The organism is Trichococcus paludicola (assembly GCF_003052295.1).
Classification (GTDB): Bacteria; Bacillota; Bacilli; order Lactobacillales; family Aerococcaceae; genus Trichococcus; species Trichococcus paludicola.
Genome location: NZ_QBLC01000001.1, coordinates 422,665 through 437,907 on the forward strand (window position 1 = coordinate 422,665; position 15,243 = coordinate 437,907).

General features: G+C 43.4%; 28 protein-coding genes. All 28 read left to right on the forward strand.

All coding sequences use genetic code 11. From position 1 onward, the window contains the following. The 28 genes from rplV to C7R56_RS02025 all read left to right on the forward strand — a co-directional run bounded on the left by rplV (position 1) and on the right by C7R56_RS02025 (position 14,936). The gene (rplV, locus tag C7R56_RS01890) at positions 1-357 is read left to right on the forward strand and encodes a 50S ribosomal protein L22 (protein WP_107994920.1); all 357 of its coding nucleotides are present in this window, start codon (positions 1-3) and stop codon (positions 355-357) included. A 3-nt stretch (positions 358-360) separates the two neighbouring features. Then, entirely contained in the window at positions 361-1,017 is a 657-nt protein-coding gene (gene rpsC, locus C7R56_RS01895; protein ID WP_086987320.1) for a 30S ribosomal protein S3, read from the forward strand. A gap of 3 nt (positions 1,018-1,020) precedes the next feature. Further along, positions 1,021-1,455, forward strand: a complete 435-nt coding sequence (rplP, locus tag C7R56_RS01900) for a 50S ribosomal protein L16 (protein WP_068558979.1) — start codon at positions 1,021-1,023, stop codon at positions 1,453-1,455. Next, positions 1,445-1,639, forward strand: coding sequence for a 50S ribosomal protein L29 (gene rpmC, locus C7R56_RS01905; RefSeq protein ID WP_068558977.1), 195 nt, complete (start codon positions 1,445-1,447; stop codon positions 1,637-1,639). Before rplP ends, rpmC begins: the two co-directional genes overlap by 11 nt. Positions 1,640-1,666: 27 nt before the next feature. Beyond that, positions 1,667-1,933: a 30S ribosomal protein S17 gene (gene rpsQ / locus C7R56_RS01910; RefSeq protein ID WP_086987321.1), complete on the forward strand. Its 267-nt coding sequence runs from the start codon at positions 1,667-1,669 to the stop codon at positions 1,931-1,933. Positions 1,934-1,975: 42 nt separating this feature from the next. Beyond that, positions 1,976-2,344, forward strand: coding sequence for a 50S ribosomal protein L14 (gene rplN / locus C7R56_RS01915; protein WP_068558973.1), 369 nt, complete (start codon positions 1,976-1,978; stop codon positions 2,342-2,344). Positions 2,345-2,378: 34 nt separating this feature from the next. Further along, the gene (gene rplX / locus C7R56_RS01920; protein ID WP_068558971.1) at positions 2,379-2,687 is read left to right on the forward strand and encodes a 50S ribosomal protein L24; all 309 of its coding nucleotides are present in this window, start codon (positions 2,379-2,381) and stop codon (positions 2,685-2,687) included. A gap of 26 nt (positions 2,688-2,713) precedes the next feature. Next, entirely contained in the window at positions 2,714-3,253 is a 540-nt protein-coding gene (gene rplE, locus C7R56_RS01925) for a 50S ribosomal protein L5 (RefSeq protein WP_107994921.1), read from the forward strand. 20 nt (positions 3,254-3,273) lie between these two features. Next, positions 3,274-3,459: a type Z 30S ribosomal protein S14 gene (locus C7R56_RS01930; protein WP_072763659.1), complete on the forward strand. Its 186-nt coding sequence runs from the start codon at positions 3,274-3,276 to the stop codon at positions 3,457-3,459. 34 nt (positions 3,460-3,493) lie between these two features. Then, complete coding sequence (gene rpsH / locus C7R56_RS01935) at positions 3,494-3,892, forward strand: 30S ribosomal protein S8 (protein WP_086626913.1); 399 nt, start codon at positions 3,494-3,496, stop codon at positions 3,890-3,892. A 40-nt stretch (positions 3,893-3,932) separates the two neighbouring features. Further along, a complete protein-coding gene (rplF, locus tag C7R56_RS01940) occupies positions 3,933-4,469 on the forward strand; it encodes a 50S ribosomal protein L6 (RefSeq protein ID WP_086987323.1) in 537 nt (178 codons plus the stop codon). 64 nt (positions 4,470-4,533) lie between these two features. Continuing rightward, on the forward strand, positions 4,534-4,890 hold the full coding sequence (gene rplR / locus C7R56_RS01945; protein WP_107994922.1) for a 50S ribosomal protein L18: 357 nt from the start codon (positions 4,534-4,536) through the stop codon (positions 4,888-4,890). Positions 4,891-4,910: 20 nt separating this feature from the next. Continuing rightward, positions 4,911-5,411 (forward strand): 30S ribosomal protein S5, encoded by a 501-nt coding sequence (gene rpsE / locus C7R56_RS01950; RefSeq protein WP_086987325.1) that lies wholly within the window; start codon positions 4,911-4,913, stop codon positions 5,409-5,411. Between the two features lie 13 nt (positions 5,412-5,424). Further along, positions 5,425-5,607 carry a 50S ribosomal protein L30 gene (gene rpmD / locus C7R56_RS01955; protein ID WP_086987326.1) on the forward strand — a complete coding sequence of 61 codons (183 nt, stop codon included), beginning with the start codon at positions 5,425-5,427 and terminating at the stop codon, positions 5,605-5,607. A gap of 33 nt (positions 5,608-5,640) precedes the next feature. Next, the gene (rplO, locus tag C7R56_RS01960) at positions 5,641-6,081 is read left to right on the forward strand and encodes a 50S ribosomal protein L15 (RefSeq protein WP_086626918.1); all 441 of its coding nucleotides are present in this window, start codon (positions 5,641-5,643) and stop codon (positions 6,079-6,081) included. Beyond that, positions 6,081-7,373, forward strand: a complete 1,293-nt coding sequence (gene secY, locus C7R56_RS01965; protein WP_107994923.1) for a preprotein translocase subunit SecY — start codon at positions 6,081-6,083, stop codon at positions 7,371-7,373. Before rplO ends, secY begins: the two co-directional genes overlap by 1 nt. A 67-nt stretch (positions 7,374-7,440) precedes the next feature. After that, complete coding sequence (locus C7R56_RS01970; RefSeq protein ID WP_107995078.1) at positions 7,441-8,085, forward strand: adenylate kinase; 645 nt, start codon at positions 7,441-7,443, stop codon at positions 8,083-8,085. A gap of 135 nt (positions 8,086-8,220) precedes the next feature. Further along, on the forward strand, positions 8,221-8,439 hold the full coding sequence (gene infA, locus C7R56_RS01975; RefSeq protein WP_068558953.1) for a translation initiation factor IF-1: 219 nt from the start codon (positions 8,221-8,223) through the stop codon (positions 8,437-8,439). A 33-nt stretch (positions 8,440-8,472) separates the two neighbouring features. Continuing rightward, on the forward strand, positions 8,473-8,586 hold the full coding sequence (gene rpmJ / locus C7R56_RS01980; RefSeq protein WP_062470716.1) for a 50S ribosomal protein L36: 114 nt from the start codon (positions 8,473-8,475) through the stop codon (positions 8,584-8,586). A gap of 20 nt (positions 8,587-8,606) precedes the next feature. Continuing rightward, entirely contained in the window at positions 8,607-8,972 is a 366-nt protein-coding gene (gene rpsM, locus C7R56_RS01985) for a 30S ribosomal protein S13 (protein WP_086626920.1), read from the forward strand. A gap of 27 nt (positions 8,973-8,999) precedes the next feature. Next, on the forward strand, positions 9,000-9,386 hold the full coding sequence (gene rpsK / locus C7R56_RS01990; protein ID WP_068623076.1) for a 30S ribosomal protein S11: 387 nt from the start codon (positions 9,000-9,002) through the stop codon (positions 9,384-9,386). Positions 9,387-9,467: 81 nt separating this feature from the next. Further along, complete coding sequence (locus C7R56_RS01995) at positions 9,468-10,412, forward strand: DNA-directed RNA polymerase subunit alpha (protein ID WP_068558946.1); 945 nt, start codon at positions 9,468-9,470, stop codon at positions 10,410-10,412. A 26-nt stretch (positions 10,413-10,438) separates the two neighbouring features. Further along, on the forward strand, positions 10,439-10,819 hold the full coding sequence (gene rplQ, locus C7R56_RS02000; RefSeq protein ID WP_086626921.1) for a 50S ribosomal protein L17: 381 nt from the start codon (positions 10,439-10,441) through the stop codon (positions 10,817-10,819). 396 nt (positions 10,820-11,215) lie between these two features. Next, a complete protein-coding gene (locus C7R56_RS02005) occupies positions 11,216-12,055 on the forward strand; it encodes an energy-coupling factor ABC transporter ATP-binding protein (RefSeq protein WP_107994924.1) in 840 nt (279 codons plus the stop codon). Next, positions 12,031-12,942, forward strand: a complete 912-nt coding sequence (locus tag C7R56_RS02010; RefSeq protein WP_107994925.1) for an energy-coupling factor ABC transporter ATP-binding protein — start codon at positions 12,031-12,033, stop codon at positions 12,940-12,942. The genes C7R56_RS02005 and C7R56_RS02010 overlap by 25 nt, the downstream gene beginning before the upstream one ends. Further along, positions 12,932-13,729: an energy-coupling factor transporter transmembrane component T family protein gene (locus C7R56_RS02015; RefSeq protein ID WP_107994926.1), complete on the forward strand. Its 798-nt coding sequence runs from the start codon at positions 12,932-12,934 to the stop codon at positions 13,727-13,729. Before C7R56_RS02010 ends, C7R56_RS02015 begins: the two co-directional genes overlap by 11 nt. A 155-nt stretch (positions 13,730-13,884) precedes the next feature. After that, entirely contained in the window at positions 13,885-14,658 is a 774-nt protein-coding gene (truA, locus tag C7R56_RS02020; protein ID WP_107994927.1) for a tRNA pseudouridine(38-40) synthase TruA, read from the forward strand. An 11-nt stretch (positions 14,659-14,669) separates the two neighbouring features. Continuing rightward, a complete protein-coding gene (locus tag C7R56_RS02025) occupies positions 14,670-14,936 on the forward strand; it encodes a chorismate mutase (RefSeq protein WP_107994928.1) in 267 nt (88 codons plus the stop codon). Positions 14,937-15,243: the final 307 nt, after the last annotated feature.

Here is a 15,243-nt window from a genome sequence, read left to right on the forward strand (position 1 = left end):
ATGCCAGAACAAATCACAGCTGCAAAAGCATCTGCACAAACTGTTCGCATTGCCGCTCGTAAGGTTCGTTTAGTAGTGGATCTTATCAGAGGCAAGAGCATCGGAGACGCAATCTCCATTCTGAAATTCACACCACGTGGCGCTTCGCCCGTTGTAGAAAAAGTGTTGATGTCAGCAATTGCTAATGCAGAACATAATTATGACTTAGATATCGAAAGTTTGGTAGTAAGCGAGGCTTATGTTAACGAAGGACCAACGATGAAACGTTTCCGTCCACGTGCAAAAGGATCAGCTTCACCAATCATGAAACGTACTAGCCACATCACAATCGTGGTATCAGAAAAGAAGGAGGGATAATCTGTGGGTCAAAAAATTCATCCATTAGGATTACGTGTCGGCATCATTCGTGACTGGGATGCTAAATGGTACGCTGAAAAAGATTACGCAGCTTTCTTACATGAAGATTTACGTATCCGTAAATACATCGCAAAGAACTTAAGCGAAGCTTCTGTTTCTAAAATTGAAATTGAACGTGCAGCTAACCGCGTGAACGTTTCTATTCATACTGCCAAACCTGGAATGGTAATCGGTAAAGGCGGTTCTGAAGTTGAAAAAACTCGTAAAGAGTTAAATGAACTTACTGGTAAAAAAGTACACATCAACATCGTGGAAATCAAAAGACCAGACTTGGATGCTAAATTAGTTGCTGAAGGTATCGCTAAACAGTTGGAAAACCGTGTAGCTTTCCGTCGTGCGCAAAAACAAGCAATCCAACGTACAATGAGATCTGGCGCTAAAGGGATCAAAACGCAAGTTTCTGGTCGTTTGAATGGTGCAGATATCGCTCGTGCTGAAACTCATGCTGAAGGAACTGTTCCATTGCATACATTGCGTGCGGACATCGACTACGCTTGGGAAGAAGCAGACACAACTTATGGTAAATTAGGCGTTAAAGTTTGGATTTACCGTGGTGAAGTTTTACCAGCAAAAAAAACAACTGAGAAAGGAGGGAAATAACCAATGTTAGTACCTAAACGTGTAAAACACCGTCGTGAGTTCCGTGGAAAAATGCGCGGAGAAGCTAAAGGCGGAAAAGAAGTAGTTTTCGGTGAATACGGTTTGCAAGCTGTTGACTCTCATTGGATCACAAACCGTCAGATCGAAGCTGCTCGTATCGCTATGACTCGTTACATGAAACGTGGCGGGAAAGTTTGGATCAAAATATTCCCTCACAAATCATATACATCCAAAGCTATCGGAGTCCGTATGGGTTCTGGTAAAGGGGCACCTGAAGGTTGGGTATCTCCAGTTAAACGCGGCAAGATCATGTTCGAAGTAGCAGGCGTCCCTGAAGAAGTGGCACGCGAAGCTCTACGTCTTGCATCTCACAAATTGCCAGTTAAAACAAAAATTGTAAAACGTAAAGAAATTGGTGGTGAATCGAATGAAGGCTAATGAACTTAAAGAGTTATCCACTGCTGAAATGATTGAAAAAGAAAAACAATTCAAAGATGAATTATTCAATCTACGATTCCAACTTGCAACCGGACAGTTAGAAAATACTGCCCGCTTGAAAGAAGTACGCAAATCAATTGCACGTATTAAAACTGTATTGCGACAACAAGAATTGCAAAAATAGTAGATCAGCAAAGGAGGTCACAACGAAATGACTGAAGAACGTAACCAACGTAAAGTCTACCAAGGTGTAGTTGTTTCCGACAAGATGGATAAAACAATCGTTGTAGAAGTATCTACAACAAAAACACATCCAACTTACGGTAAACGCGTTAAGTACTCTAAAAAGTACAAGGCACATGATGAAAACAACCAAGCTAAAATGGGAGATGTAGTTAGAATTATGGAGACTCGTCCTCTATCTGCTACTAAAAACTTCCGCTTGCTTGAAGTTGTTGAAGAATCAGTAATCATCTAATCAGACAAATAAATATTTTATATCCGGAAGGAGGATACTGACGTGATACAAACAGAATCCCGCTTAAGAGTTGCTGATAATTCAGGAGCTAAAGAAGTGTTAACTATCAAAGTTTTAGGTGGTTCAAACCGCAAATTTGCAGGAATTGGTGATACAATCGTCTGCACAGTAAAACAAGCTACACCCGGTGGTGTTGTCAAAAAGGGTGATGTAGTTAAAGCTGTTATCGTTCGTACGAAACACGGCGCACACCGTAAAGATGGTTCTTACATCAAATTTGACGAAAATGCTTGTGTAATCATTCGTGACGACAAGAGCCCTCGTGGAACACGTATCTTTGGCCCAGTTGCACGTGAATTGCGTGACAACAACTACATGAAGATCGTTTCCCTTGCTCCAGAAGTATTGTAATCAACTGTCATAAATGAAGGAGGTGCAACAAAGCATGCACGTAAAAACTGGTGATAAAGTTAAAGTCATTACTGGAAAAGATAAAGGTAAAGAAGGAGTCATCCTTAAAACTTTCCCTAAAAAAGATCGTGTTATTGTCGAAGGCATTAATATTGTCAAGAAACATCGCAAAGCTTCTCAAACAAACCCAACAGGTGGAATTCTTGAAGAAGCAGCACCTATCCATGTTTCTAACATTATGTTAATTGATGCTAAAACTGGCGAACCTACTCGCGTAGGATCTAAAGTCGTAGATGGCAAAAAAGTCCGCGTTTCCAAAAAAACCGGCGAAATCATTGATTAATTATTAGAGGAAGGAGGATATTCTAAATGAACCGTTTAAAAGAAAGATACACAAAAGAAATCGTTCCATCATTGATGGAAAAATTTGAATACAGCTCAATCATGCAAGCACCTAAAATTGACAAAATTGTCATCAACATGGGTGTGGGTGATGCAGTTTCAAACACAAAAAACCTAGATAAAGCAGTTGAAGAACTAACTTTGATCTCTGGTCAAAAACCAGTCATCACTTTAGCTAAAAAATCAATCGCTGCATTCCGTTTACGTGAAGGTATGCCTATCGGCACTAAAGTTACTTTACGTGGCGAAAGAATGTACGACTTCTTAGATAAACTAGTAACAGTTTCATTACCACGTGTACGTGACTTCCGTGGGATCAGCAAAAAATCTTTTGATGGTCGTGGAAACTATACTTTAGGTATCAAAGAACAATTGATTTTCCCAGAAGTTGACTATGATAGAGTCGACAAAGTACGTGGTATGGATATCGTTATCGTAACTACTGCTAACACTGACGAAGAATCAAGAGAATTATTGACACAACTTGGAATGCCATTCCAAAAATAAGCTAAGGAGGCGAATAATAATTGGCTAAAAAATCCATGATTGCTAAAAACAAACGTCCCGCAAAACATTCTACTCAAGCTTACTCTCGTTGTGAACGTTGCGGACGTCCACATTCAGTTTATCGCAAATTCAAACTTTGCCGTATTTGCTTCCGTGAACTTGCCTATAAAGGACAAATTCCCGGCGTGAAAAAGGCTAGCTGGTAATTTAACCATACTCGCAAAAGGAGGTATAATGTAAATGGTCATGACAGATCCAATCGCAGATTTCTTAACTCGTATTCGTAATGCCAACATGGTACGTCACGAATCTTTAGAAGTGCCTGCATCAAAGACAAAATTAGAGATCGCTAACATTCTTAAGGCTGAAGGTTTCATCAAAAACTTTGATTACACTTCAGACGACAAACAAGGTGTTATCCGTGTATTCTTAAAATATGGTCCAAACAACGAACGCGTCATCACTGGTTTGAAACGTATTTCAAAACCAGGTTTGCGTGTATACGCTAAAACTGGCGACATCCCTAAAGTATTGAATGGTTTAGGAATCGCAATCGTGTCTACTTCTGAAGGTGTTATCACCGACAAAGAAGCAAGAGCGAAAAACATCGGCGGCGAAGTATTAGCTTACATTTGGTAATTTTCAAAAAAATAAGAGAAAATAAAGGAGGTGCAGCCCTGTGAGTCGTATTGGAAATAAAGCAATCGAAATCCCAGCTGGCGTAACCGTTACTCAACAAGGTAACACTGTTACAGTTAAAGGCCCGAAAGGCGAATTAACTAGCACATTTAATGAAATGATCGGCATCAAGATCGATGGAAACACTGTTACTTTCACTCGTCCTAACGAAGAGAAATTCACTAAATCCATTCATGGTACTACACGCGCGTTGGTAAACAACATGGTTGTAGGTGTATCTGAAGGATTTATGAAAGAATTGGACTTAGTAGGGGTTGGGTACCGTGCTCAATTGCAAGGCAAAAAACTTGTATTGAACGTCGGTTATTCTCATCCAGTTGAATTCACACCTGAAGACGGTATCGAAGTGGAAGTACCAACTAACACTAAAATCATCGTTAAAGGTTACGATAAAGCTAAAGTTGGCGCTTTGGCAGCCAACATCCGCGGCGTACGCCCACCAGAGCCTTACAAAGGTAAAGGTATCAAATACGTTAACGAAATCATCCGTCGTAAAGAAGGTAAAACAGGTAAATAATAGTCCGCTATTATTACTTGCTTCCTGAACGACCCAACAAAATAAATTTAAAGAGGTGACAATTGTGATTACTAAACCAGATAAAAACAAAGTGCGCCAAGCTAGACACGCACGCGTAAGAAGAAAAATCTCTGGTACTGCAGAGTGCCCACGCTTGAACGTTTTCCGTTCCAACAAAAACATCTACGCTCAATTAATTGATGACGTAGCGGGTGTGACGCTAGCAAGTGCCTCTACAAAAGAAACAGAAATCGCAACCGGTACTAAAACTGATGCTGCTACTGCAGTTGGAAAACTGATTGCTGAACGTTCTGTTGCTAAAGGTATCAAAAAAGTAGTCTTTGACCGTGGTGGCTATCTGTACCATGGCCGTGTACAGGCTTTAGCTGAAGCTGCTCGCGAAAATGGACTAGATTTCTAAGAAAAGGAGGATAACCACACATGGTTTATGTTGACCCAAATCATATTGAATTAGAAGACCGCGTTGTTGCGATCAATCGTGTAACAAAAGTTGTTAAAGGTGGACGTCGTCTGCGTTTTGCTGCTTTAGTTGTTGTAGGAGACAGAAACGGACATGTAGGATTCGGTACTGGTAAAGCAGCTGAGGTTCCTGAAGCTATTCGTAAAGCTATCGAATCTGCTAAAAAGAGCCTTATTGAAGTTCCAATGTCTGAATCAACAATCCCTCACAAAGTTATCGGAACTTTCTGTGGCGGTAACGTAATGTTGAAACCTGCTAAATCCGGTTCCGGAGTTTCTGCAGGCGGAGCAGTCCGTGCCGTTGTCGAATTAGCTGGTATCGCTGATATCACAAGCAAATCCCTTGGTTCTAACACACCTATCAACATGGTACGTGCTACAATCGATGGCTTGAAACAGTTGAAAAATGCTGAAGATGTTGCGAAATTACGCGGCAAAACAGTTGAAGAATTACTAGGATAAGGAGGACTACATAATGGCAGAAGTAAAGATCACTTTAAAACGCAGCTTGATTGGACGTCCTCAAAACCAAAAAGATACTTGCAAAGCTTTGGGATTGTCCAAAATCGGCAAATCTGTTGTTAAACCAGCTAACCCAGCTATCTTGGGCATGGTCAACACAGTAAGCCACTTAGTTATATCAGAAGAAGTTAAATAATAAACATCAGATTAAAGGAGGTGCCAAGTTACTATGAAACTTCATGAATTAAAACCTGCTGTAGGATCACGTAAAGAACGTAACCGTGTCGGTCGCGGATCTTCATCCGGTAATGGTAAAACATCCGGTCGTGGACATAAAGGCCAAAAAGCCCGTTCAGGCGGCGGTGTGAGACTTGGATTCGAGGGTGGACAAACTCCATTGTTCCGTCGTCTTCCAAAACGTGGATTCACGAACATCAACCGTAAGGAATATGCTGTCATCAACTTAGAAATCTTAAACCGTTTCGAAGATGGTACAGAAGTTACTCCAGCTTTATTAGTTGAAACTGGTATTGTCAAAGATGAAAAATCAGGCATCAAAGTTTTAGGCAACGGAAGCGTTGAGAAAAAACTGACAGTTAAAGCTAATAAATTCTCCGAAGCAGCACAAAAAGCTATCGAAGCTGCAGGTGGGACTGTTGAGGTGATCTAATGTTTGCTCTTCTGAAAAATGCATTTCAGGCGAAGGACATTAGAAATAGAATCTTTTTTACTCTAGGTATGTTGATTGTGTTCCGTCTCGGAACACATATTACTGTACCGGGTGTTGATGCGGGTGCCATCACAAACTTGGCATCGACAGGCTTGTTCAGTCTGTTGAACACATTCGGAGGTGGAGCGCTTAGTCAGTATTCCATTTTCGCTATGGGTGTTTCGCCATACATCACTTCTTCTATTGTCGTTCAATTGTTACAAATGGACATTGTTCCGAAATTTGTGGAATGGTCCAAACAGGGTGAAGTAGGTAGAAGAAAGTTAAATCAAGTTACAAGATATTTGACAGTCATTTTAGCATTTGTACAATCTGTCGGTGTTTCGATCGGTTTCAACCAACTCTCAAACTTGGGTTTGGTCAACGATCCGGGTATGACAACTTATATGATCATCGCGTTAGTGATGACGGCAGGTTCGATGCTTGTTGTTTTTCTCGGAGAATCGATTTCAATGCACGGTATCGGAAACGGAACGTCATTGATCATCTTCTCGGGTATCATCGCAAGAATCCCTACAGATCTTTACACTTATTACAATGATCGTTTTGTGGATGCAGGATCCGATTTAATGAACAACATATTGTTCTCGGTTGCGCTTTTGACAGCAATATTATTGGTGGTCATACTCGTTGTGTACGTTCAACAAGCTGAACGTAAAATCCCCATTCAATATTCCAAGCGTGCTTCCGGCTCAAATCAATCCGCGCATTTGCCTTTAAAAATCAATTCCGCTGGAGTCATTCCAGTAATCTTTGCCAGTTCTTTCATGATGACCCCGCAAACGATCCTCGGATTTTTCGCGGCAACTCAAAGTGAAGCTAGCTGGTATCAAATTTTGTCAACCATCTTTAATTACCGTGAACCCATCGGCGCAACAATCTATACGGTACTGATCGTTGTCTTCACTTACTTCTATGCCTTCATTCAGATCAATCCTGAGAAGATGGCAGAGAACTTGCAAAAGCAAGGCGGCTATATTCCAAGTGTACGTCCGGGTAAAGGGACAGAAGATTACATTTCCGGCATGATTATGCGATTAAGTACGGTCGGCGCGCTATTTCTTGGACTGATTGCGTTATTGCCAATCATTGCCTCAGGTTTGTGGGATTTGCCGGACTCGCTCGCCCTTGGCGGCACAAGTCTTCTGATTGTAGTAGGTACTGCATTGGAAACGGCAAGACAAATTGAAGGTCGAATGGTTAAACGTAATTACCAAGGATTTATTCAATAGTAAGTTTGTGGGGGGGAAAGTGATTTCCTCGTCACATATTCTTACATATTTAGGAGGCAGTAAAATGATGAACCTAATTATTATGGGTCTTCCCGGTGCTGGAAAAGGAACACAGGCTGAAAAGATCATCGCGAAATACAACATTCCGCATATCTCTACAGGAGACATGTTCCGAGCTGCCATGAAAAATGAGACAGCGTTGGGCCTGGAAGCAAAATCATATATGGATAAAGGCGAACTTGTTCCAGATGAAGTTACAAACGGGATCGTTAAAGAGAGATTAGCAGAATCTGATACTGAAAAAGGCTTTTTATTGGATGGTTTTCCAAGAACCCTCGTACAAGCAAAAGCACTTGAAGCTATCATGGATGAACTCGACAAAAAAATCGATGCTGTTATTAACATTGATGTGAACCCTGAAGTTTTGATGCAACGTCTAACGGGTAGAATCATTTGCCGCTCTTGCGGAGCGACTTACCACAAAGAAAACAATCCTCCTAAAACAGAAGGAACATGCGATCGCTGTGGCGGACACGAATTCTATCAACGTGAAGATGACAAGCCTGAAACTGTAGAAAATCGCATTCAGATTAATCTAGAACAGTCTAAACCAATCATTGCATTTTACAGCGAAAAAGGATTGGTACATAATGTGGATGGCGAAATCGGCATCGACAACTTGTTTACTGAAATCCAAAAGATTATAGAGTAGTTGCAAATGTCATTTGAAATTAATCGAAAATTTCTTTTCAATCGATACTTGCTATGATATAATCTAGCAGTTAGAGTAAAAATTGCCAAGACATAAGATTAATCAGCTCAACAGAATGTTAGGAGGTTAGCAGGCGTGGCGAAAGACGATGTAATTGAGATCGAAGGAGTTGTCGTTGAAACTTTGCCCAATGCAATGTTTAAAGTCGAACTTGAAAATGGTCACATAGTATTAGCTCACGTATCTGGTAAAATTAGAATGCATTACATCCGCATTTTGCCAGGCGATAAAGTTACGGTAGAATTATCACCGTACGATCTTACTCGTGGACGCATTACTTACCGCTTTAAATAATTGCACTCCATCACTAAATAGGAGGGAATTTAAATGAAAGTTAGAGCATCAGTAAAACCCATTTGCGAAAAATGCAAAGTCATTCGCCGCAATGGTCGTGTTATGGTGATTTGCGAAAATCCCAAACACAAACAACGCCAAGGATAATAACAAGGAGGTGCCTATAAATGGCTCGTATCGCAGGAGTAGATGTTCCGCGTGACAAACGTGTAGTTATTTCATTAACTTATATTTTTGGTATCGGATTGAACACAGCTCAAAAAGTTTTAGCAGCAGCTGAGGTTTCAGAAGATACTCGCGTTCGTGATTTAACGAATGATGAATTAGACCGTATCCGTATTGAAGTGGATAAATTAAAGGTTGAAGGCGATCTTCGTCGTGAAGTTAACCTAAATATTAAACGATTGATTGAAATTGGTTCTTACAGAGGAATGCGTCACCGTCGTGGTTTGCCTGTTCGCGGACAAAACACTAAGAACAACGCACGCACTCGTAAAGGCCCATCTAAAGCAGTCACTGGTAAGAAAAAATAATAATTAAGTGAAGGAGGTCAAAACTTCATGGCTAAAAAAGTAGCTCGCAAACGCCGCGTAAAAAAGAATGTTGAAGCTGGTGTAGCACATATCCGCTCAACTTTTAATAATACTATTGTTATGATTACAGATGTTCATGGAAATGCTATTTCATGGTCATCAGCAGGTTCATTAGGATTCAGAGGTTCTCGTAAATCTACTCCTTATGCTGCACAAATGGCTGCAGAAGCAGCAGCTAAAGTTTCTATGGAACATGGCATGAAAACAGTTGAAGTAGCTGTTAAAGGTCCTGGTTCTGGACGTGAAGCTGCCATTCGTTCATTGCAAGCAGCAGGTTTGGAAGTTACCGCAATCCGCGACGTAACGCCTATTCCTCATAATGGATGCCGTCCACCAAAACGTCGTCGTGTTTAATTGAGAATTGTACTTGTATGTAACGAAACGCAATGGACTCACTAACATGAACTTCACGTTTTGAAAGGGGTAAATTGATAAATGATCGAAATTGAAAAACCAAGAATTGAAACGATTGAGATCAGCGAAGATGCCAAATTTGGCAAATTCGTTGTAGAACCACTAGAACGCGGTTATGGAACAACACTTGGGAACTCATTACGTCGAATTCTATTATCTTCACTTCCTGGTACAGCTGTAACAACTATCCAAATCGATGGTGTTCTGCACGAATTTTCAACGATTGATGGTGTTGTCGAGGATGTTACCCAAATCATTCTGAACATCAAAAAATTAGCTTTGAAATTGTATACGGACGAAGACAAAACAATCGAGATTGACGTAAAAGGTCCAGCAGTAGTAACTGCAGCGGATATTACCCATGACAGCGATGTGGAAATCTTAAACCCTGATTTATATATATGTACAGTTTCAGAGGGAGCACATTTTCATGTTCGCTTGGATGTAAAAAATGGCCGTGGTTATGTTCGTTCCGAATATAACAAAACGGAAGATATGCCGATCGGTGTTTTGCCAGTCGACTCCATCTATACTCCAATCAGCAAAGTGAATTATCAGGTTGAAAACACTCGTATCGGACAAAAGAATATTTATGATAAATTAACGTTGGATGTCTGGACAGATGGTTCCATCAGCCCGGAAGAAGCAGTCAGCTTGGCTGCCAAAATTTTAACGGAACATTTGAATATTTTTGTTAATCTGACCGATGAAGCCCGTAAGGCTGAGATAATGGTTGAAAAAGAAGAAACACATAAAGAAAAAATGCTGGAAATGACTATCGAAGAATTGGATTTATCCGTACGTTCTTATAACTGTTTGAAACGCGCAGGCATCAACACAGTCCAAGAATTGACAGACAAATCTGAAGCAGAGATGATCAAAGTACGTAATCTGGGACGCAAATCACTTGAAGAAGTGAAAAACAAGCTTAATGACCTTAATCTAGGCTTGCGTCAAGACGACTAGTACTGTACAAAGGAGGAAAACCTAGGATGGCTTACCGTAAATTAGGACGCACAAGCGCTCAAAGAAAAGCAATGCTTCGCGATTTGACTACTGACTTACTTATCAACGAACGCATCGTTACAACTGAAGCTCGTGCTAAAGAAATTCGTTCAACTACTGAAAAGATGATTACTTTAGGCAAACGTGGAGATTTATCTGCTCGTCGTTTAGCTGCAGCATACGTTCGTAACGAAGTTGCAGATGTACGTGAGGAAGATGACAAAATCGTTGTTCAATCAGCTTTACAAAAATTGTTCAGTGATATCGCACCTCGCTATGCAGAACGTCAAGGCGGATACACACGTATCTTGAAGACAGAACCTCGTCGTGGCGATGCTGCACCAATGGTTATCATTGAATTAGTATAATTCAATCGCATAAAGATGAAACGTTCACTTTTAGATGAAATAGAGTGTTATGATGATGGGCTTGCTTCTGGCTTCCCTAGTCTAGCTCAAGGTTCTTCCGAAGATCGCATGATCTTCGGAAGGGCATTTTTTCATCAAAAAAAGTGCTTTTTTTATCAAAAGAAACTAGAAAATGCTAATATATTTTCTAGTTTCTTTTGATATATAAAATAAAAGCGTTTTATTTCCGCGCTGTGTCAAGACAGTGGATGAAAAATATGGAGGAGTAGTTTATACTTACAAAGTAGACATTCCTTTTCCGTATTTTTCATCTTTTTTTTATACCCGCTTGGCTGTGGGGGGGATGAACGGTCACGGGCAGTAAGATTCAACTATAGAGAAAGTAGGACTGCAATCATGAATGAAATTATCGAGTTGCGCAATGTGACTTTTTCCTATTCAGAGGAAGATGCAAGACCGGCATTGAACAACGTTTCCTTAACGATCCGGCAGGGTGAATGGATCGCCATCATCGGGCCCAATGGTTCAGGCAAGTCGACCTTGGCCAAAACGATCAACGGCTTGATAGAAGCGAACTCCGGAGAAGTGATCATTGAAGGGATTCCTTTGAATGCAGAAACGGTTTGGGACGTCCGCAAAAAAATCGGGATGGTTTTCCAGAATCCGGACAATCAGTTCGTCGGTTCGACCGTTCAGGACGATGTTGCGTTCGGTTTGGAGAATGTCGGCATTCCCCGCGAAGAAATGGTGAAGCGCGTTGCTGATGCAGTAGCGGCTGTGAACATGGCCGACTTCATGGACAAAGAACCGGCACGTCTTTCGGGAGGGCAGAAGCAACGGGTGGCGATCGCTGGGATCGTGGCTTTGTCCCCTGACATCATCATCCTAGATGAGGCGACGACCATGTTGGATCCGGAAGGCCGTCACGAAGTCATCGAGACCATCCAAGAAATCAAGGAAAAAGAAAATTTGACGGTGATTTCGATCACCCATGACATCGACGAGGCCGCGAAGGCGAACCGCATCTTTGTGATGGAAGCCGGGCAATTGAAACGGATTGGCACACCGGAAGAGATATTCAGCTTGGGCAAGGAAATCATCGATATCGGTTTGGATATCCCATTCCCAGAAAAGCTGAAATACCAATTGAAGAGACAGGGACTGGAAGTTCCTGAAGAATATTTGACTGAGGAAGGGATGGTGAGTTGGTTATGGACATTACTTTCGAAAAAGTAGGCTATTCCTACTCTGCCGGAACGCCTTTCGAAAACCGGGCCCTCTATGATGTGAACCTGAACATACCGGACGGCAGCTATACAGCGTTGATCGGACATACCGGCAGCGGGAAATCGACGGTCACGCAGCATCTGAATGCTTTATTGAAACCAACACAAGGCAGCGTAACGATCGGTGACCGCATCATAACGAACAAATCCAACAACAAAAACCTGAAGGGCCTGCGCAAAAAAGTCGGGATCGTGTTCCAGTTTCCGGAGTCGCAGCTGTTCGAGGAGACGATCGCGAAGGATATCGCCTTCGGTCCGATGAACTTCGGCGTCAGCGAAGCGGACGCAATGGCGATCGTGAGGCGCGTCTTGCCTTTGGTCGGCTTGGATGAGTCCTTCATGGAACGCTCGCCCTTCGACCTTTCAGGGGGGCAAATGAGACGCGTAGCGATTGCCGGAGTTTTGGCGATGGAACCGGAAGTGCTGGTCCTGGATGAACCGACGGCCGGATTGGATCCTGCGGGCAGACGGGAAATCATGAATATGTTCAATCAACTGCATATCGACAACGGACTGACCATCGTATTGGTTACGCATCAGATGAATGATGTCGCAACCTATGCGGATCATGTGGTCATTCTTGAGAAGGGGACAGTTGTCCGGATGGGCCCGCCTGCAGAAATTTTCAAGGATGCCGCTTGGCTCCAGGAGAAACAATTGGGCTTGCCTTCCGCACTGGCTTTCCTCGATACGTTGAGCAAAAAGACAGGCATCGATTTCGGAAGCGAAAGGCCGCTGCGCACGGAACAACTGGCGGCTGTGCTGATCGCCAAAATCAAAGAGAACCAAGGAACCAAAAATGTCGCTAAGGAAGAGGGTGGCATAGATGTTGGATAAATTACTTTTTGGGCGCTACATCCAAGGCAACTCGCTGGTCCATAGACTGGATCCGCGCGCGAAGCTGATCGGTGCTTTCTATTTCATCATTGTCATCTTCCTGGCCAACAACTGGCAGACTTATTTGATCATGACGTTGTTCACTTTCCTGTGCGTCATCCTTTCCGACATCAAACTGTCGGTCTTCTTGAACGGTGTGAAGCCGCTGATTTGGTTGATCATGTTCACGGTATTGCTGCAGATCCTCTTCACACGGGGCGGTGAAACATATTTTGAACTGGGACCGATCAGCGTCACTTCGTTCGGGGTGATCAACGGCGCCTTTATCTTCATGCGCTTCGTCCTGATCATCTTCATTTCGACGCTGCTGACGCTCACGACGATGCCGTTGTCGTTGACCGATGCGATCGAAAAACTGTTGGGGCCGCTGAAACGCTTCAAGGTTCCTGTCCACGAAATCGCACTGATGCTTTCCATTGCGTTGCGTTTCGTGCCGACGTTGATGGATGAAGCTTCGAAAATCATGAATGCGCAACGGGCTCGCGGCGTCGAGTTCGGTGAAGGCAATATCGTGAAGCAGATGAAGGCAGTCACACCGATCTTGGTGCCGCTGTTCGTCAGCTCGTTCAATCGTGCCGATGAATTGGCGAACGCCATGGAAGCGCGTGGGTATCAGGGCGGTGAAGGCCGAACGAAATACCGCGTCCTCGATTGGCAGAGGCTGGATACGCTGAGTATGCTGGCGTTTGTCGTGCTGACAGGGCTGTTGCTGTTCTTCCGATCTTGAGCGCATACAGAGGCAATCTGCCGTTATAGAACGAGTCTGGGGACCGGGTAGTACTTCCGGTCCCTTTTAAAATAGAAAAAAACATAACCATACATATAGGAAAGATAAGAAAGATAAGAAAGACAAGAAAGACAAGAAAGGGGCATACGCCACCAATGAGTGCACAACGATTCAAATGCATCGTGCAATATGACGGAACGGGTTATGTGGGTTATCAGGTCCAACCCAACGGCAACAGTGTCCAAACGGAAATCGAAAAGGCTTTGAAGAAAATGTCGAATGGGCAGATCATTCCGATCCATGCATCCGGCCGGACCGATTCGGGTGTCCATGCACTCGGGCAAGTCATCCACTTCGATTACCCGGCTGCGATCAAGCCGGATCATCTGCTGCGGGCGTTGAACAGCTTGCTGCCTGATGACATTTTGGTCACATCCGTGGAGTTCGCTCCAGAGGAATTCCATTCGCGTTACCATGCGATGGGTAAAAAATACATTTACCGGGTCGATCTCGATCGCTTCCCGAACCCCTTCAAACGACTCTATACAACGCACCATCCTTACCGCTTCAATATGGCGAATCTGGAGCAGGCCATCAAAAAACTGGAAGGCGAGCATGACTTCACCAGCTTCTGTTCGACAAAAACCGACAAGACCGATCTGGTCCGGACCGTTTATGAAGCGAGTGTCAGGAAGGACGAGGAAAACAATGAACTGGTCTTCACCTTCAGGGGCAATGGTTTCCTCTACAATATGATCCGCATTTTCGTGGGGACGCTGCTGCAGATTGCTGACGGCCTGAAAAAGGTCGAGGAAATCGACCGCCTTTTGGAAGTGAAGGACAGGCGCCAAGCCGGACCGACAGCCCCATCGCAAGGGTTGTATCTCGTGGAAGTGTATTATGACGAAGAAAAATTAAGGAACGGATAGGGGGAAGAGGCATGTTTAAAAAGGAAAGAGCGGAAATCGATGCCATCGACCAGGAGTTGGTGAAGCTATTCGAACGCCGGATGGATGCAGTTACGGAGATTGCGCGGATCAAGAAAGAGAACGAGCTGCCGATCCTGGACCAATCAAGGGAAGACAAGGTGTTGGATAAAGTGCGCGGGCTGACCGATAACAAAGCCTACGAAGACAGCGTGGAAGACCTCTTCCGTTGCCTGATGACGATCACGAAAGCATTCGAAACCAAACAGAACGAAGAATAAATCAAGAATGCTGAAAAAGCGGCTGTGGAAAAGACGAGATCTTTTCCACAGCTGCTTTTTTGCGTGCTTGAGCAATGGCGAGCGGCGCCAGCTCCGGTGAAGCAGCCGTCGCCGGAGGACAGCTCCTGCAATCTCCGTCAGCTCCGGCGAAGCACCCCCCACAGGAGCTGACGCTCCCGCAAAAAGTCTGAACTCCGGCGAGGCCTCCGTTCACCGGAGGAAACCACCGGACAGCGCTGAAAAACAAAAACCCCCGCAAGCGCCACAAGCCCTTCGGAGGTTTTCAACATACTATGTCTTTTGCGGT

Bases quoted from the DNA above. Each gene is read 5' to 3' on its own strand.
- rpsE (WP_086987325.1), top strand. From the start codon at position 4,911: ATGGTTTATGTTGACCCAAATCATATTGAATTAGAAGACCGCGTTGTT.
- C7R56_RS02005 (WP_107994924.1), top strand. From the start codon at position 11,216: ATGAATGAAATTATCGAGTTGCGCAATGTGACTTTTTCCTATTCAGAG.
- rpmC (WP_068558977.1), top strand. From the start codon at position 1,445: ATGAAGGCTAATGAACTTAAAGAGTTATCCACTGCTGAAATGATTGAA.
- C7R56_RS01995 (WP_068558946.1), top strand. From the start codon at position 9,468: ATGATCGAAATTGAAAAACCAAGAATTGAAACGATTGAGATCAGCGAA.
- C7R56_RS02015 (WP_107994926.1), top strand. From the start codon at position 12,932: ATGTTGGATAAATTACTTTTTGGGCGCTACATCCAAGGCAACTCGCTG.
- truA (WP_107994927.1), top strand. From the start codon at position 13,885: ATGAGTGCACAACGATTCAAATGCATCGTGCAATATGACGGAACGGGT.
- secY (WP_107994923.1), top strand. From the start codon at position 6,081: ATGTTTGCTCTTCTGAAAAATGCATTTCAGGCGAAGGACATTAGAAAT.
- rplO (WP_086626918.1), top strand. From the start codon at position 5,641: ATGAAACTTCATGAATTAAAACCTGCTGTAGGATCACGTAAAGAACGT.
- C7R56_RS02025 (WP_107994928.1), top strand. From the start codon at position 14,670: ATGTTTAAAAAGGAAAGAGCGGAAATCGATGCCATCGACCAGGAGTTG.
- C7R56_RS02010 (WP_107994925.1), top strand. From the start codon at position 12,031: ATGGACATTACTTTCGAAAAAGTAGGCTATTCCTACTCTGCCGGAACG.
- rpsK (WP_068623076.1), top strand. From the start codon at position 9,000: ATGGCTAAAAAAGTAGCTCGCAAACGCCGCGTAAAAAAGAATGTTGAA.
- rplX (WP_068558971.1), top strand. From the start codon at position 2,379: ATGCACGTAAAAACTGGTGATAAAGTTAAAGTCATTACTGGAAAAGAT.
- rpsM (WP_086626920.1), top strand. From the start codon at position 8,607: ATGGCTCGTATCGCAGGAGTAGATGTTCCGCGTGACAAACGTGTAGTT.
- rpsQ (WP_086987321.1), top strand. From the start codon at position 1,667: ATGACTGAAGAACGTAACCAACGTAAAGTCTACCAAGGTGTAGTTGTT.
- C7R56_RS01970 (WP_107995078.1), top strand. From the start codon at position 7,441: ATGAACCTAATTATTATGGGTCTTCCCGGTGCTGGAAAAGGAACACAG.
- rplQ (WP_086626921.1), top strand. From the start codon at position 10,439: ATGGCTTACCGTAAATTAGGACGCACAAGCGCTCAAAGAAAAGCAATG.
- rplV (WP_107994920.1), top strand. From the start codon at position 1: ATGCCAGAACAAATCACAGCTGCAAAAGCATCTGCACAAACTGTTCGC.
- rplP (WP_068558979.1), top strand. From the start codon at position 1,021: ATGTTAGTACCTAAACGTGTAAAACACCGTCGTGAGTTCCGTGGAAAA.
- rpsH (WP_086626913.1), top strand. From the start codon at position 3,494: ATGGTCATGACAGATCCAATCGCAGATTTCTTAACTCGTATTCGTAAT.
- rpmD (WP_086987326.1), top strand. From the start codon at position 5,425: ATGGCAGAAGTAAAGATCACTTTAAAACGCAGCTTGATTGGACGTCCT.
- rplE (WP_107994921.1), top strand. From the start codon at position 2,714: ATGAACCGTTTAAAAGAAAGATACACAAAAGAAATCGTTCCATCATTG.
- rpmJ (WP_062470716.1), top strand. From the start codon at position 8,473: ATGAAAGTTAGAGCATCAGTAAAACCCATTTGCGAAAAATGCAAAGTC.